The sequence below is a fragment of the Corynebacterium sp. HMSC068H04 genome (assembly GCF_001811255.1).
Taxonomy (GTDB): Bacteria; Actinomycetota; Actinomycetes; order Mycobacteriales; family Mycobacteriaceae; genus Corynebacterium; species Corynebacterium hesseae.
Genome location: NZ_KV804026.1, coordinates 121,447 through 135,570, shown reverse-complemented (window position 1 = coordinate 135,570; position 14,124 = coordinate 121,447). Strand labels below are relative to the sequence as shown.

Sequence of the window (14,124 nt, the reverse complement as noted above, 5' to 3'; positions counted from 1 at the left end):
CCAAAAAGCCACTAGACATCCCGTCCAAAAACCTCCTGGACTCCGCGTCCAAAAAGTCCCTAGACATCACAAGCTTAGCTCTAGGCCGGCGTGCGGGAGGCCTTTACTCCTGCCACCACCGTGGCGGCGAGTGAAAGCCCGAACCAGACCCACGCATCCGCCACGCCCGCGCTGAAGGCGCGGGCTTTTTCTTGCACCGCGAACTGCGCATCTGTGCTTAAGGCCGCGGGTAGTGTTGCGCTGCCGTAGCTCAAGATAAACAGCACGCCGATGAGCACGAAGAATGCGCCCGATACGAGGGAGAGGGTATTCGTGCGCACGGGGCCCAGAGTGACTTCGCGTCCGCGAAGCCACGACCACGAACCCACATCGAGGCGCTCCCACAGCGCAGCCAGCACAAAGAGCGGCGCGGCCATGCCCGCGGCATAAGCTACCATGATGAGCCCGCCGTAGAGCGCGCTTCCCGACGCAGCGGCCGTGGTGAGGACAGCGCCCAGGAGTGGGCCCGCGCAAAAGCCGGCGAAGCCATAAACCGCGCCGAGCAGAAACACTTTGCCCCGTGCTTTGCCGGACAGGGCATCCATGCCGGGGATGCGGAAGCCACCGCCCAGGGCGGTAAAGATTCCCAGCGCAATGATGATCCAGCCCGCCACCGTGATGACCTGGCTACGATACTGCGCCAGCACGGCGGCCAGGCCCATGCCGATGGGTACGAGCGTGGTACACAGACCCAAAAAGAAGACCAAAGTCTTGAACAGCAGCTGGCGCTGCGAATCGAAGGCATAGGCAAAGAAGGCCGGCACTAACAGCGCTGAACAGGGGCTGATCAAGGTCAGCACGCCGGCGATAACGGCGCCGAAGATTCCGATGCTCACAGGCTCACCCCCACTGCATAACCGCCCAATAAGGCGGTCACAATAACCAGCGCGATGAAGACCCACACGATCAGCGGTGGTTTAGGCATTGGCCGCCTTTCCCAGCTGCTCTTGGATGATCTGTTCAAAAGCCTCGGGCGGCTGCGCACCACCGACGAACTGATCTCCGACCACGAATGCCGGGGTGCCCGTAATGCCGATCTGGGAGGCATAGCTGGTGGCCGTTTCAACGACCTCAGTGTAGGTATCATCCGTGGCCTGCTGGCGGAACTTATCCAGGTCCGCAACGCCCGCCTTCTTGGCAAACTTCATGAAGTCCTCGATGCCGAATTCCGGGTGGCCACTGATGTCCTTGCTGGCGGCATAGAGCTCGTGCTTGAACTCCTGGAACTTACCCTGCGCCGCGGCCGCGCGCCCAGCCTTGGCGGCCTCGATGGCGGCGGGGCCGTTTACAGGGTAGTCATTCCACTCGATGCGTACCAGGCCCTTTTCCACGTACTTCTTAAGGATATCCGGCTCGGTGACATTGGCGTGGCGGGAGCAGAACGGGCACTCGAAATCGGAGAACTCCGAAATCACCACGGGCGCATCCACCGCACCCACGGCGAAAGGATCGTTCTCCTTTTTGCGGTGTACCACCGTGATATCCCTAGACATGGTGTCACCGCCGGGCCCGAACATCATCGGGTCACCCTTCCCATCGGAGAACTTCGTGCCGGGCGTGGCCTTGGCGGCATCTTTCGCCAGGTCTTCGGCTGTCGCCGTGCTCGTTGCGGTCTCCTGCGCTGCGGGAGTGCTTTCATCGCCGGAAGAGGTGCGCTCTGCAAGCAGGAAGCCAATGATGACGGCCAAGATAACAACGATCACCAACAATCCCCATGCCACGGGGCTGATGGTGGATAGCGCTGATTTCTTCGAATCACTGGTGGGGCGAGAGGATGAACTAGGCATGCGATTACCTTAACGCGTTTAGACCCGTTTGGGTGAGGCGGCTCCTGATACAGGGCAGGGATGCTTAAGGACGTCCTGAAACTAGGCGGGGAGGCTTAAGCACGTACGGATCGATCAAATAAGGCCTCAGATTCCGTTGGTTTTCGGACCTTATTTGATCGATATGTACCTCGGTCTCAGCCCTCTTGGGCAGCGGCGAGAAGATAACGGCCATAGCCGGACTTCAGGAGGGGCTCTGCCAGCTCCGTGAGTGCCGCGGCATCGATGAAGCCTTCCGCAAAGGCTGCGACCTCCGGCGAACCAATGACGGTGCCGGTACGCTTCTGCATCACCTCGACGTAGGCCGAAGCCTCACTCATGGAGTCCACCGTGCCGGTATCCAGCCAGACATCACCGCGCTGCATGCGCTTGACGCGTAGCCGCCCGCGGCGCAGGTACTCCTCGTTGACGGCGGTGATCTCTAGTTCCCCGCGCGCGCTGGGCGTGATGGACTTGGCAATCTCCACCACGGAATTGTCATAGAAGTACAAGCCGACCACAGCGTGGTTGGACTTGGGCGCGGCGGGCTTTTCCTCGATGGATAGAGCCTGGCCTGCGGAGTCAAAGTCCACAACGCCATAGCGCTGCGGATCGGAGACCTCGTAGGCAAAGATGATGCCGCCGTCTGGGCGGTGGCATTCGTTCAGCGCGGTGGAGAAGCCGTGGCCGTCAAAGATGTTGTCACCCAGGACAAGGGCCACGTCATCCTCGGCGATGAAGTCTTCGGCGATGAGGAAGGCCTGGGCCAAGCCTTCGGGGCGCGGCTGCACCGCATAGTGCAGCATGAGGCCGAGCTGGGAGCCATCGCCAAGCAGGCGTTGGAAGGCGGCCTGGTCTTCTGGGGTGGTGATGATGAGGATCTCGCGTATGCCGGCCTGGATCAGGGTGGTCAGGGGATAGTAGACCATCGGCTTGTCATAGATGGGCATGAGCTGCTTCGAGATGCCCTTGGTGATGGGGTAGAGGCGGGTTCCAGAACCGCCTGCGAGAATGATGCCCTTCATGGGCTTTAAGCTTAACGGAGGGGGCTCGCGCCGGGGTGCGGCGGCGCGGGCTGGCGAGCATAACACTTAACTTCCCACATAACATAACACGTGGGAAGTTAAGTGTTATGTTGAGTGTTATGCCGGGTAAAGTCCCAGGTAGAGCGCCAAAGCGGCCCGCCAATTCATCGGCTTAAAGCCGGTGGCTTCAATCTTGGACAGATCGAAGGTGGACTCCTTCGGGCGGGGAGCCTCGGGCCCGGCGATCTCGCGGTACTGCTCGGTGCTCACCGGCGTGACATCCGCAGGGTCCTGGCCCACGCCGGTGAAGACGGCCATGGCAATTTCATCGCGTCCCACCGCATCACCGGAGTTGGAGATGTTGTACACGCCGTACTCGGCTTCGGTCTTGAGCAGGTGGATAATGCCCTTGGCCAGGTCCTCGGCAAAGGTGGGGCGCCCGCGCTGATCGTGGATGACGGAGGGCTTGACCCCCTTATTCGCCAGCGAGCGCATCGTGGACATGAAGTTGGCACCATCGCCGAAGACCCACGAGGTGCGGATGACATAGTGGCGCGGGGCGGTCTGCGCGGCGGTATCGCCCGCGGCTTTCGACGCCCCATAGGCCGACAGCGGGGAAGGCATTTCTTCCTCGGAGTGGACCTCGTTAGAACCATCGAAGATGTAGTCGCTGGACACGTGCACCAAGGTCAGGTTATTCTCCGCCGCAATGCGCGCGAGCTTCGCCGGTGCGGAAGCGTTGACCGCCCAGGCCGCGGCGCGATCGTCCTCCGCGCCGTTGACATCGTTGTACGCTGCGCAGTTGATGATGGCGGAGTACTGCTTCCACGGGCGTGCAGGCGGGTTGGTGATATCGAAATCCTCGTGCCCACAGAACTCCACCGCACCCAAGCCAGCGGAAGGCAGGAACTTCTTTAATGCGCGGCCCAGTTGCCCGTTGGCCCCGGTGACCAGGATGCGGCGAGGGGGCATGGGGGAGACGTCGGCAAGCGCGGGGTGCTCCTTGTCCTTATCTGAGAACTCCGTCGGATCCAGCGGCCAGTCCACCATGTCCAGGTTGACGCAGGTGTATTCCGCATCCGGGGACCAGTGGTCATTGACCAGGTAGGAGTAGGCGCAGGCCTCCAGCGCCTGGAAACCGTTGGCCACGCCGCGCGGCACGAAGACCGCCACGTCCTCGCACAGCTCGTGGGTCACCAGCTGCCCGAAGGTGGCAGAGCCCTCACGCAGATCGCACCACGCGCCGAAGGCCCGGCCGGAGGCCACGGAGACCAGCTTGTCCCAGGGCTCCGCGTGCAGCCCGCGCGTAACCCCCTTCTCCGCATTGAAGGAGACGTTGTTCTGCACCGGCTGGAAGTCCGGTAGCCCGGCCGCCACCATCTTTTCGCGCTGCCAGTTCTCCTTGAACCAGCCGCGGTTATCCCCGTGGACGTCGAGCTGAACAATGAGCAGGCCCTCGATGGCCGTTGACTGCACCTTCATGGCTATTTATTGTCCTTGCTTCGCGTAGTTGGCTTCGACTTCTTCCTTGCCCGCGCGCCACCACTCCTCGTGGGCGCGGTACCACTCAATGGTGGCGGCCAGGCCCTCCCGCAGATCCGTGTAGCGCGGGGCCCAGCCCAGCTCGCGGCGCAGCTTGCTGGCATCCATGGCGTAGCGCTGGTCATGGCCCGGGCGGTCCGCCACGTGCTCGAAACGCGCCCGGCCATTATCCGTCGCCCCCATGAGCTCACAGATCATCTCGATGACCTGGCGGTTATTCGTATCCTCCTGGTCGGCGCCGATGTTATAGGTCTCCCCAAGGCGCCCGCGGTCCAGGATGGCGAGCACCGCCTCATTGTGGTCATCCACGTGAATCCAATCGCGCACCTGCTCGCCGGTGCCATAAAGCTTCGCCGGCTGGCCTAGAAGCAGGTTGGTGATCTGCCGCGGAATGAACTTCTCAATGTGCTGGTAGGGGCCGTAATTATTGGAGCAATTCGAAATGGTTGCCCGCAGCCCAAAACTGCGCACCCACGCGCGCACCAGGTGGTCCGAACCGGCCTTCGTGGCCGAATAGGGCGAAGACGGGTTATAGGGAGTTTCCTCCGTGAAGTAGGTATCGGCGCCGATCTCCAGGTCCCCAAAAACCTCATCGGTGGAGACATGATGGAGGCGCACATCGTGGCGGCGGCAGGCCTCCAGCAGCACGAAGGTGCCCATGATGTTTGTGTGGAGGAAGGGCGAAGGATCCCGTAGGGAGTTGTCATTATGGGATTCCGCCGCGAAGTGCACCACGGTATCGGCGTGCGCTACGAGCTTGTCGACGACCCCCTCATCCGCCACGTCTCCCACCACGAGCTCGGCGTCCACGCCGTCGAGGTTGGCGCGGTTGCCCGCGTAGGTGAGCTTATCCAGGACGGTGATCTCCACCTCCGGGCGCTGCTGGGCCACGAGCCGCACGAAGTTTGCACCAATAAAGCCGGCGCCGCCGGTAACAAGCAGTCTGCGCATGGTCTCCCAGTTTAGAGCATGCCCTGTTTAGGCGACTGTGGGGAAATGAGGCAGCGCCGGTTGATCCAGCCACTGTGCCACGAGCTTGTCGACGTCACCCGGGTTCTCAGCAACCTTGCGCATGCGGCTGATGAGGTCCTCCGGGGTCACGACCGAGTGCTGCGCTGCGGTGAGGTAGTCCCGCACCGTGGCAAAGAAGGCCTCATCGCCTACGAGGCAGCGCAGCGCGTGGACGGTCAGAGCGCCGCGCTTGTAGACGCGGTCATCAAACATATCGCGCGTACCAGGATCACTGAGCACGATGTCCTGCTTCTTGCGGGCCAGCACCTGATAGTGCGAGCGCGCCGATTCATGTGCTGGGCGGCCATGCGCATGCTCGAACCACAGCCACTCGCAGTAGCAGGCGAAACCTTCGTTGAGCCAGATATCCTTCCACTCCGAAAGGCCCACGGAGTTGCCGAACCACTGGTGGGAGAGCTCGTGCGCGATGAGCCGCTCGAAGACGTGATCGCCCTTGACGTGGTTGGAGCCGAAGATGGACAGGCCCTGGGCTTCGAGGGGGATTTCCAGCTCATCGTCGGTGATGACTACTTGGTAGTCGGAGAAGGGGTAGTGGCCAAAGAGTGCGGAGTAGAAATCCACCATCTCCTGCTGCTGGGCAAATTCTTCGAGTACTACCTGCTTGAGGCGGGCCGGTGCCCACGCACGGACGTTGGGGCCGAGGGGAATGTCGATGTATTCGCCGACCTGGACCGTGGCCAAATAGGTGGCCATGGGGTGCTTGACGCGGTAGTGCCAGCGCGTCATGGATCCGCCCGCGCGGCGGCGAGAGACCAGCTTGCCGTTGGAGATGACAACGAAAGGATCATCCGCGGTGATGCGAATATCGTAGGTGGCCTTTGCCGACGGGGTGTCATCACAGGGGAACCAGCTGGGCGCGCCGTTGGGCTGGCTGGCCACCAGCGAGCCTGACTCTGTTTCTTCCCACCCGATGTCACCCCACGGCGTGCGCAGCGGGCGGGGTGCTCCGCCATACCGAATGCAAAGCTCAAACTCTTGGCCTTCCGCGATTACGTCGGCAAAGTTTAGGCGCAGCTTTCCGCCGGATAGGCGGAATTTGGCCACGCGCGGCGCGTGCTTCGCCGTGATGCGGCGAGCCACCATGGCGCCGCCGAGGTCGAGGGTGAGCTTGTCTAGGTCCTCCAGCGCACGAATATGGAGCACGGCTTCACCCTGGAGCAGGTTGGGCTCCACGCGGTAGGTCAGATCCAAGTCATAGTGGGTGACCTCGAAGCCGAGGTTGAAATCCACCCCCGTGTAGCTATCTCGAGTGAGTGCGGCGCGGTCGCGAGCGGCTGAGATATGCGAAAGGGCGGTGGAAAGCAGCTTCATAATGCCGCTATCCTACCGCCCTTGTCCGGCTTGTCCGAAGCCAGGGGAGCGCGCACGGTGTGACGTGCGCGGCTTGCTGTTTAGGAGTTGAAGGCTTCCTCAAAGGTAGGCCAGGACTTCACCAAGTCCTCGCGCCAGCCCGGCCAGGAGTGCGTACCCACATTGCGGAAGTTGTAGTTTGCCGGAATGTTCTGCTGATCCAGCTTTGCCTTGAGCATGTGGGTGCAGTGGTTCACGGCCGCCTCGATGACGCCGCCTTCTACCTGCAACTGAGCCGAGCCCAGATAAGCAGCCGCCGGGTTGTATCCCTTGTTGATGTAATAAGACGGCGTATCCTGCTCACCCGCGAAGCCCGATGCAGAGGAGATGTACAGCTTGGTGCCGCGCAGCTTCTCGGAGTTCATCAGGGCGTCGTTGTAGCGGTTGTAGGCAGAGCCCATCGGGCCCCACATCTGCTCCGGCTGGCCGCCACCGCGGTTGACGGTGAGGCGCAGGAACTCATACTCGGTGGGGTAGGCGGTTGCGGCACAACCGGCGAAGGAACCGACCGCGTCATAGAAGCCCTGATTGTGCTGGGCTAGCAGCAGCGAGGACGTCGCGGACATGGACATGCCGGCGATGGCACGCTTATTGCTTGCGTTCAGACGCTCCTCCAGCGGGCCAGGCAGCTCCTTGGTCAGGAAGGTCTCCCACTTCTGCGGGCCCTTGAGGTACTTGCCGTTAGGCTCTTCCAGCCAGTCGGTGTAGTAGGAGAAGGCACCTGCCTGCGGAACCACAACGTTGACGTCCTTGTTCGCGTAGAAATCCACGACATCGGACATGTACAGCCAGTCGGAATCCTGCTCGGCGGAACCAGCGCCGTTGAGCAGGTAGACCGTCGGGCGGTCCGGGTTCTTGGCCGGGATGACAGCCAGCGGAATGGCGCGGCCGTTCATCGCCGGCGACGTAGCCTCCAGCTTGAGAACGCGGGCATCATCCTTGTAGTGGTCATACCACTTCTGGCTCTCCACCTCCGGGGTGACCTGCAGGTCCGAGATCGTGGATAGGGCAGTGTCACCCGCAACCTGCTGCGGTGTGATGGTGGCAGCACCTGCAACGGGGCTGACCAGCGCGGCTGCGCTGAGCGCGCCGGCGGCGAGGAGAGAGCTAAGACGCTTCATTACGTTCCTTATTCAACAATTGGTACGGCGATTGAGCTTACTGCTCGGTCACCGCAGGATCTTCTGGCAGGGAATCAGCGAGGCCTTCGGTGTCTGCTTCCGCCTCCGCCTTTTTCGCATCCTGACTATCGGCATCGGCGGCCTTTTCGTTAGCGTCCGAATCCGCATCTGCTGAATACGCAGTCGCTACAGGCTCAGCTGGATCGACGGGAAGGCCAAAGGCGCGTGCGTAGGTAGGCCAGGAGGAGTTGACGTCATCCAACCATCCCGGCCAGGAGTGGGTACCGGTGTTGCGCAGGTTAAAGACCGCGTCGACGCCCTCGCGCTCCATCTTTGCCTTCAGGTCATGGGTGCAGGCGTTCATGGCTGCTTCGATTACGCCGCCCTCAACCACGAGGGTGGAGGAGGACTTGAAGGCCTGGGACGAGCCCAAGGCATCAATCTTGGACGAGCCCAAGTCAGTTGCCCCAGCCAAACCAGAGTTGGCGGAAACATAGACCTTGGAGTTGCCCATGTTGTTCTTCGTGGCGTTGATGAGGCCATCGTTGTAGCGGTTGTAGTCACCGCCCATCGGTCCCCACATCTGCTCGGTGCTTCCGCCACCGCGGTTCACCGTGAGCTGCGAGTAGAAGTTCGGCAGCGGCGTCGAGGTAGCAGCGCAACCGGAGTAGGAGCCGATGGCATCGTAGAAGTTCGGGTTGTGCTGGGCCAGTACCAGCGAGGAGGTAGCGGACATGGACATGCCGGCAATGCCGCGCTTGCCGTTGCCGTTAATGTGCTTCTCCAGCGGGCCAGGAAGCTCCTTGGTTAGGAAGGTCTCCCACTTCTGCGGGCCCTTGAGGTAGCTGCGGTCCGGGGTGGTCAGCCAGTCGGTGTAATAGGAGAAAGCGCCCGCCTGCGGGATGACAACGTTGACGTTACGGTTGGCGTAATAGTGAACGAGGTCCTGAGTCTTCTCCGTCTTCGGATCAAGGTCCTTGGCCACGGTGGAGACAATCCAGTCCATTCCCTGCTCGGCGCCGCCGGCACCGTTGAGCAAGTAGAGGGTAGGGCGGGAAGCATCAAAGGTGCCATCCGGGGTGATCACCGCGAGGGGAACGTCGCGGTTATCCATTGCAGGAGCGGTGGCCTTGATGGTCTTAACGATGTGGCGATAATCCCAGTACTTGAAGACGTAGCCCATCCACTTTTTGTCATCCGGGATTTTCTTGATATCGACGTTTTTAAAGGTGACCTGCTTGTCGAAGGAAGCCTCATACTGTTCGCGGGACGGCGATGGGTTGCCGGCCTCATCCTTGGGCAGGTACTCCTCGAGTTCGGTGTAAAGGTCGAGCTCGGAAATATCGGACGGTGTAGCCTCACCGCTGATTTGATCCGGTTTAACGTCGGATGCGCTGGCGATAGGGGAAACGACGGCGCCGAGGGCTAAGGCGGAGGCCGCCGCAAGCGTCGTGAGAGAGCGCGCAGTCTTCATGGAATCTCGCTTTCTAAGTGATGAGCGGAAGTGTAGGGGCAAGTTTAAAAGATGCTCCGGACAAACCACCCTTGACGTGGGCAAAAGTGCTGATAGATGGGTAATTCAGCACCCCCGAAGATAAGGGTAGTCAGATTAAACATACCAAGTTATAAAAGTGAATGGTGGTATTGAAGTGAAAACCGTGTCATAATCTTTCCGCGCCTATTCGTGGGCTATGTAACGTAACGGCCGTCTCCTTCGTTAGTGGGGCTAGGTACCGTGACCGCTTTTGGCGGCGACCGTCCTGCATCGTCGTGGCCTCGCTAGAGGACGCTGCATGAAGCCGTACGCGCCGCTAGAACAACAACAGAAAGAAGAAGAATGAACTTTTTTGACACCATCCTCGTTTCCATCAACCAGGTGCTGGGCCAGATCGCTCACTCTGGCTCCTCCACCTCCTCGAAGGCTGCCCTGGACTGGGGCCTGTTCTAAATAATTTGTTGAGGGCTGTGCCCTCGTTTTCTTTCCCTTAATCCCCTTCTTGGGGGTTAAGGGTTTATTTTTGCCCGAAGGTGTTGAAAGCATCCTGACTGCTATGCGCTGTCCAGCGGGTGCAGGGCGGGGGTGGTGGGACAGCGAGCATAAAGTTACGTATCCTGTAGAACGTGACTAATGAACATTTTGACGTTGTAGTACTCGGCGCGGGCCCCGGCGGCTACGTGTCCGCCATCCGCGCTGCCCAGCTGGGCAAGAAGGTTGCCGTTATTGAGAAGCAGTACTGGGGTGGTGTCTGCCTCAACGTGGGCTGCATCCCGTCCAAGGCTCTTCTTAAGAACGCTGAGGTTGCACACACCTTCAACCATGAGGCTAAGGCCTTCGGTATTTCCGGCGATGTTTCTTTCGACTTCGGCGTTGCGCACAAGCGCTCCCGCAAGGTGTCGGAGGGCATCGTCAAGGGTGTGCACTACCTGATGAAGAAGAACGGCATTACGGAGATCAATGGCTTGGGCTCCTTCAAGGACGCCAAGACCATCGAGATTACTGAGGGCGATGACAAAGGTAAGACCATTACCTTTGATAACTGCATTATCGCCACCGGCTCCGTCGTTCGTTCCCTTCCGGGCGTGGAAATCGGCGGCAACATCGTGTCCTTCGAGGAGCAGATCCTCAACGATGAGGCTCCGGATTCCATGGTGATCGTTGGCGCAGGCGCCATCGGCATGGAGTTTGCTTACGTTCTGGCCAACTACGGCGTGGACGTGACCATCGTGGAGTTCATGGACCGCGTCCTGCCGAACGAGGATAAGGATGTCTCCAAGGCCATCGCCAAGGAATACAAGAAGCTCGGCGTGAAGCTCCTGACCGGCTACAAGACCACCGCCATCAAGGACAACGGCGACAATGTCACCGTTGAGGTCGAGTCCAAGGACGGCTCCAAGACCGATACGCTGACCGTGGACCGCTGCATGGTCTCCATTGGCTTCGCCCCGCGCACCGAGGGCTTCGGCCTGGAGAACACCGGTGTCGAGCTCACCGAGCGCGGTGCCATCGCCATCGATGACTACATGCGCACCAATGTGGAGGGCATCTACGCCATTGGCGACGTCACCGCGAAGCTGCAGCTCGCACACGTGGCTGAGGCACAGGGTGTCGTGGCCGCTGAGGTCATCGCCGGCGCTGAGACCCAGCTGTTGGGTGACTACATGAACATGCCACGCGCCACCTTCTGCAACCCGCAGGTTGCCTCCTTCGGCTACACCGAGGAGCAGGCTCGTGAGAAGTTCGCTGACCGCGACATTAAGGTCGCTACCTTCCCATTCTCCGCTAACGGCAAGGCGGCCGGCCTGAATGAGACCGCGGGCTTCGTCAAGCTTATTGCTGACGGCGAATTCGGTGAGCTCATCGGCGGCCACATGGTGGGCTCCAACGTTTCCGAGCTGCTGCCGGAGCTGACCCTGGCGCAGCGCTTCGACCTCACCGCTGAGGAAATCGGACGCAACATTCATACCCACCCGACGCTGTCTGAGGCTATGAAGGAAGCTGCCGAGGGTATCGGCGGCCACATGATTAACCTCTAAGGCCAAGGCGAGAAGCCAAAACAAGAACGCTCCCCCTCAATCCCGGCAAAGGGATTGAGGGGGAGCGTTGGTTTTAGCGCCGTAACGCTACTGGCTCATTAGTACGGTGCGACGGCTGAACGGTGGGCGTCGACCACCAGCTCTTCATTAATGGCCGGGAAGGCGCGTTGAGCACAATTCTGGCGAGGACAAGTACGGCAGCCGGCGCCGATGGGGGTTGCGGCAGAAAGGGCATCGAGGTTGAGGCCTTGGGCATAGACCGTGCGGCTGGCGTGGCGCGCCTCGCAGCCCAAGCCGATAGAGAAGAGTTTATTGGTATCGCCGAAACGGCCCTGGGGGTAGCTCACCGTCCGTGAAATCCAGAGGTAGTTGCGGCCATCCGGCATCTGCGCCAGCTGACGCGAGATGGTGTTGGGGCGGGTGAAGGACTCATACACGTTCCATAGCGGGCACGTACCACCGGAATTGGAAAAGTGCACGCCCGTGGCCGATTGGCGCTTGGACATGTTGCCGGCGCGATCAACCCTCACGAAAGTAAAGGGGATTCCGCGCTTGTTGGGGCGCTGCAGCGTGGAGAGGCGCGAGGCAATTGTCTCGTAGCCCACGCCAAAGACGTTGCAGAGGTACTCCACGTCATACCCGGATTGCTCGGCCTCACTATGGATGAGGCTGTAGGGGAGCAGTGTGGCGGCGGCGTAGTAGTTGGCGATTCCACGCTTGGCCAGGTTGATGGAGGCGTCCGAGGTGAAGGGTTCTTCGTCCACGAGGGCGTCGATTAGCGCGCCCGCCTCGAGGAAACCCAACTCTGCCGCCATACGGAAGGCGCGCTGGCCCACGCTCAGGCGGCTGGCAAGGCGAAGGGTGCCACTCTCCTTGTCGAAGCGATGCAGGGTGCCATCCATCCGATCGGTCGTGAGAATCTCCACGCCGTGTTTGGAAGTGAGCCGCTCATTAAGCGCCTGTTCAATGTCGCGAATGTGGAAGGGGATGACGTTGAGCTCCGAGGCAGTTTCTTCTGCGTGGATATCCAACTCGTCGAGATAGTTCTGCCGGGCATAAAAGAAGTCCCGCACTTCGTCGTGAGGCATGGACAGTGCCTGGTTCCCGTCCGAGCGTCGGGTATCGGTGGCGAGCGAGAGCTTGTCACGAATATTGCGGTAGCGGCGGTGGATATCCACGAGCGTGCGGGCAACGGTGGGGTGGTTGTAGACCAATTCGGACAATTCCTGAAGCTCCACGGGGGAGGGGCAGATTTCCTGGTCTTGGACGACATCCTGGATTTCCGCAAGCAGGCGTGAATCATCATCGCGGGAGAAGAACGTGGCATCCACACCAAAGGCTTCAGTGATTTTCAGCAAGACCGGGACGGTAAGGGGGCGCACGTCATGCTCAATCTGATTGACGTAGCTAGCTGAAAGCCCCAGCGTAGCGGCGAGAGTAGCTTGGCTGAGATCACGTTCGCGGCGCAGCTGGCGCAGGCGCGAACCCACGTATGTCTTGCTCATGTGAGCTAGGTTACCTAGTGCCTTTCGGTCATAACAATTGTTTTGCAAGGAATGTGTGAAGTATTTTAACTCCGCTGCGAAGTGGGGGTGCTGGCGGGGTGCCGAGCGGGCGATAGGGGTGTATACCAAGCGAAAGTTTGACACCTAAAGGGGTAGGATCGTCACTCAGGCCACACCCTGTGACAAAAGTCTCATCCGTGAAATGTTTTCGCAAGGTCAATATTGCGTAAAAGGAAGTGATCAAGGTAGAGCGGTCAAAGAGGTGTGGTGCCTAAGGTGATCCTTGCCTTAACTCGTTTAAATACGGGGACCATAGGAGGGGGAGGGGGTATGCAAAGCAAAGATATAACTAGTGGTCAGCGCAAAGGTCTGCGTAAGGTAAGGGCGACAATGGAGGTGTCATGTCTGTAAAAAATCCTGACCGTGAAGCCCTCGCTCACGGCCGTATTACTAATGAAACGATTCGTCCTAAGCCAGGAATTCCGTCCTGGGCTTTGAAACTGACGATGGCAATTACCGGTCTGTTCTTCGCGCTCTTCGTTGTGGGACACATGGCCGGCAACCTGAAGCTTTACTTGCCGGCTCACGACGGCCAGGAAGCACTCGATGCCTACGGCGCTTACCTACGTAATCTTGGTGCGCCACTGATCCCGAGCGGTCACGCACTGTGGATCATTCGCATCGTCCTGCTGGCCTGCGTGATCGCTCACATTTACGGCGCTTTTGCTTTGACCGCTCGCTCGAAGGCATCCCGCGGCAAGTTCAAGCGCACGAACCTGATGGGCGGCATGGATTCCTTTGCCACCAAGAGCATGCTGGTTACTGGCGTCGTGCTTCTCCTGTTCATCATCTTCCACCTTCTGGACCTGACGATTGGTGTCCAGCCGGTTGCAGCAGAAGCTTTTGCTCACGGTGCCGTTAAGGCCAACATGATCGCAACCTTCTCGCGCTGGCCGGTGACCATCGTCTACATCGTCGCCATGCTCTGCCTCTTCCTGCACCTGACCCACGGTATCCGCCTTGCGGCTTCTGACCTGGGCATCACCGGTGCAAAGTGGCGCGAGGTTTTTGTTGTCCTGGCGTACATCGTCCCGGCCGTCGTGTGCCTGGCAAACATTGTTATGCCGTTGTCCGTCGCCCTGGGCTGGGTCAGCTAAAGGAGTTTTGAACC

General features: G+C 60.2%; 11 protein-coding genes. 2 read left to right on the top strand and 9 right to left on the bottom strand.

The features are described 5' to 3' along the window. Positions 1–80: 80 nt before the first annotated feature. The 8 genes from HMPREF2792_RS12510 to HMPREF2792_RS12475 form a co-directional block, all read right to left on the bottom strand. A complete protein-coding gene (locus HMPREF2792_RS12510) occupies positions 81–875 on the bottom strand; it encodes a cytochrome c biogenesis CcdA family protein (protein WP_070534052.1) in 795 nt (264 codons plus the stop codon). Positions 876–956: 81 nt separating this feature from the next. Beyond that, positions 957–1,826 carry a DsbA family protein gene (locus HMPREF2792_RS12505; protein WP_118781231.1) on the bottom strand — a complete coding sequence of 290 codons (870 nt, stop codon included), beginning with the start codon at positions 1,824–1,826 and terminating at the stop codon, positions 957–959. Positions 1,827–2,002: 176 nt separating this feature from the next. Beyond that, the gene (gene rfbA / locus HMPREF2792_RS12500; protein WP_070534049.1) at positions 2,003–2,869 is read right to left on the bottom strand and encodes a glucose-1-phosphate thymidylyltransferase RfbA; all 867 of its coding nucleotides are present in this window, start codon (positions 2,867–2,869) and stop codon (positions 2,003–2,005) included. Between the two features lie 117 nt (positions 2,870–2,986). Further along, positions 2,987–4,351: a sugar nucleotide-binding protein gene (locus HMPREF2792_RS12495; RefSeq protein WP_070534046.1), complete on the bottom strand. Its 1,365-nt coding sequence runs from the start codon at positions 4,349–4,351 to the stop codon at positions 2,987–2,989. 6 nt (positions 4,352–4,357) lie between these two features. Next, entirely contained in the window at positions 4,358–5,362 is a 1,005-nt protein-coding gene (gene rfbB, locus HMPREF2792_RS12490; RefSeq protein ID WP_070534043.1) for a dTDP-glucose 4,6-dehydratase, read from the bottom strand. Between the two features lie 27 nt (positions 5,363–5,389). Then, positions 5,390–6,754, bottom strand: a complete 1,365-nt coding sequence (locus HMPREF2792_RS12485) for a M1 family metallopeptidase (protein ID WP_070534038.1) — start codon at positions 6,752–6,754, stop codon at positions 5,390–5,392. A gap of 80 nt (positions 6,755–6,834) precedes the next feature. Next, positions 6,835–7,914, bottom strand: a complete 1,080-nt coding sequence (locus HMPREF2792_RS12480) for an alpha/beta hydrolase (RefSeq protein WP_070534034.1) — start codon at positions 7,912–7,914, stop codon at positions 6,835–6,837. 37 nt (positions 7,915–7,951) lie between these two features. Then, complete coding sequence (locus HMPREF2792_RS12475) at positions 7,952–9,388, bottom strand: alpha/beta hydrolase (RefSeq protein ID WP_070534031.1); 1,437 nt, start codon at positions 9,386–9,388, stop codon at positions 7,952–7,954. A 647-nt stretch (positions 9,389–10,035) separates the two neighbouring features. Between HMPREF2792_RS12475 and lpdA the strand changes: the two genes are divergently transcribed. Further along, on the top strand, positions 10,036–11,448 hold the full coding sequence (gene lpdA / locus HMPREF2792_RS12470) for a dihydrolipoyl dehydrogenase (protein WP_070534028.1): 1,413 nt from the start codon (positions 10,036–10,038) through the stop codon (positions 11,446–11,448). A 98-nt stretch (positions 11,449–11,546) separates the two neighbouring features. Here lpdA and ramB read toward each other — a convergent pair whose 3' ends face one another. Then, complete coding sequence (gene ramB, locus HMPREF2792_RS12465; protein WP_070534026.1) at positions 11,547–12,953, bottom strand: acetate metabolism transcriptional regulator RamB; 1,407 nt, start codon at positions 12,951–12,953, stop codon at positions 11,547–11,549. Between the two features lie 401 nt (positions 12,954–13,354). Here ramB and HMPREF2792_RS12460 point away from each other — a divergent pair, with 401 nt between their 5' ends. Further along, on the top strand, positions 13,355–14,110 hold the full coding sequence (locus HMPREF2792_RS12460) for a succinate dehydrogenase cytochrome b subunit (RefSeq protein ID WP_070534023.1): 756 nt from the start codon (positions 13,355–13,357) through the stop codon (positions 14,108–14,110). Positions 14,111–14,124: the final 14 nt, after the last annotated feature.

What these genes read in the sequence shown, in the direction of transcription:
- HMPREF2792_RS12505 (WP_118781231.1), bottom strand. Translation starts at nt 1,826, where the DNA reads ATGCCTAGTTCATCCTCTCGCCCCACCAGTGATTCGAAGAAATCAGCG.
- rfbA (WP_070534049.1), bottom strand. Translation starts at nt 2,869, where the DNA reads ATGAAGGGCATCATTCTCGCAGGCGGTTCTGGAACCCGCCTCTACCCC.
- HMPREF2792_RS12495 (WP_070534046.1), bottom strand. Translation starts at nt 4,351, where the DNA reads ATGAAGGTGCAGTCAACGGCCATCGAGGGCCTGCTCATTGTTCAGCTC.
- rfbB (WP_070534043.1), bottom strand. Translation starts at nt 5,362, where the DNA reads ATGCGCAGACTGCTTGTTACCGGCGGCGCCGGCTTTATTGGTGCAAAC.
- HMPREF2792_RS12485 (WP_070534038.1), bottom strand. Translation starts at nt 6,754, where the DNA reads ATGAAGCTGCTTTCCACCGCCCTTTCGCATATCTCAGCCGCTCGCGAC.
- HMPREF2792_RS12480 (WP_070534034.1), bottom strand. Translation starts at nt 7,914, where the DNA reads ATGAAGCGTCTTAGCTCTCTCCTCGCCGCCGGCGCGCTCAGCGCAGCC.
- HMPREF2792_RS12475 (WP_070534031.1), bottom strand. Translation starts at nt 9,388, where the DNA reads ATGAAGACTGCGCGCTCTCTCACGACGCTTGCGGCGGCCTCCGCCTTA.
- ramB (WP_070534026.1), bottom strand. Translation starts at nt 12,953, where the DNA reads ATGAGCAAGACATACGTGGGTTCGCGCCTGCGCCAGCTGCGCCGCGAA.
- HMPREF2792_RS12460 (WP_070534023.1), top strand. Translation starts at nt 13,355, where the DNA reads ATGTCTGTAAAAAATCCTGACCGTGAAGCCCTCGCTCACGGCCGTATT.